Genomic DNA, 1860 nt, shown 5'->3' on the forward strand with positions numbered 1-1860 from the left:
TGCTGCGCCAACGACAACGGAACCCGAACCGGACGCACCTGCGCAGTCAACGCCGCACGTGAACCGCCACCGACATGAGAACCCAAACGAGCAGCCAACGCCTCCACCGTCGACGCCTCGAACAACTCCCGCACCGACACCGAAGCATCCAACGCCTGACCCAACCGAGACGTCACCTGCGTCGCAATCAGCGAATTACCACCGAGCGCGAAGAAATCATCATCCAAACCAACACGCTCGACGCCCAGAACATCCGCAAACGTCTGCGCAACAACCTCTTCCACCACCGACGTTGGAGCACGGAACACCGCAACCTGCAACGACGGAACCGGCAACGCCCGACGATCCAACTTCCCGTTCACCGTCAACGGAATCGAATCCAACACCACAAACGCCGACGGCACCATGTACTCCGGCAACAACGAACCCACACCGGTGCGGACATCGTCGACCGAAACGCTCACACCCGCAGCCGGAACCACATACGCCACCAACCGCTGATCACCCGGAGAATCCTCACGGACAACCACCGCCGTCTGCGCCACCGACACATCCGCCAACACCGCAGACTCGATCTCACCGATCTCGATCCGGAAACCACGGATCTTCACCTGATCATCCGCGCGACCCAGATACTCCAAATCACCAGCGCTGTTCCACGACGCGACGTCACCCGTGCGGTACAACACCTCGCCGGCATTGAACGGATTCGCCACAAACCGCGTCGACGTCAACCCCGCCTGGCCCAGATAACCCCGAGCCAACTGAACACCAGAGACATACATCTCACCCGCGACACCAACAGGCACCGGAGCCAAACGCGTATCGAGCACGAACACCTGCAGACCCGAAATAGCCTGACCCACAACACTCGCCGACGCACCCGCCGCCAACGCAGCATCCAACACACGATGGCTCACATGCACCGTCGTCTCCGTGATGCCGTACATGTTCACCAACGTCGGCGCGAAGTCACCGCGGCGGCCGTACCAATCCGACAAGCGACGCAGCTCGAGCGCCTCGCCGCCGAAAACAACCCACCGCAACGACAACTCAGCGGCCCGACCGGATTCCGACGCCAACCGATCAGCCTCGGCCAACTGATAGAACGCCGACGGCGTCTGATTGAGCACCGTCACCCGCTCAGCAGCAAGCAACTCCAAGAACTGCTCCGGCGACCGCGACGTCACATAATCCACAACCACCAACGTGCCGCCGTACAACAGCGGACCCCACAACTCCCACACCGAGAAGTCGAACGCATAACTGTGGAACATCGTCCACACATCGGATTCGTCGAACCCGTACACACCCTCGGTATTCGCAAACAACTTCGCCACCGTCGTGTGCGGAACCTGCACACCCTTCGGGCGACCCGTCGAACCCGACGTGTAAATCACATACGCAACATTCGACGACCGCAACGGCGCAACACGATCCGCATCCGAAACCACCGAACCATCGAACTCCGACACATCCACCGCGTCGATATCAACCACAGGCAAACCAGCGGGCAACACCAACTCACGCCCGGACCACGAAATCGCAGCCACCGGAGCAGCATCAGCCAACATGAACTCGACACGATCAGCCGGATACGACGGATCCACCGGCAAATACCCCGCACCGGACTTCACCACCGCCAACAACGCCACCACAAGATCCGCCGACCGCGGCAACGCCACCGCCACCAACGACTCCGGACCACAACCCTGAGCAATCAACCTGCGCGCCAAACGATTAGCCCGCACCGACAACTCACCATACGACAACGACTCGCCACCGAACCGCACCGCAACCCGATCACCAAACCGCGCAGCAGCATCATCGAACCACGCCGACAACGTCGAATCCACACCA

The 1860-nt window shown here is 60.9% G+C and carries 1 protein-coding gene; it reads right to left on the bottom strand.

Translation table 11 applies throughout. The features are described 5' to 3' along the window. A partial coding sequence (locus A2J01_RS30400; protein ID WP_156519453.1) for an amino acid adenylation domain-containing protein occupies window positions 1-1860 on the bottom strand: 1860 nt, incomplete at both ends.

This window comes from Rhodococcus sp. EPR-134, from assembly GCF_001647205.1.
GTDB lineage: Bacteria > Actinomycetota > Actinomycetes > Mycobacteriales > Mycobacteriaceae > Rhodococcus_F > Rhodococcus_F qingshengii.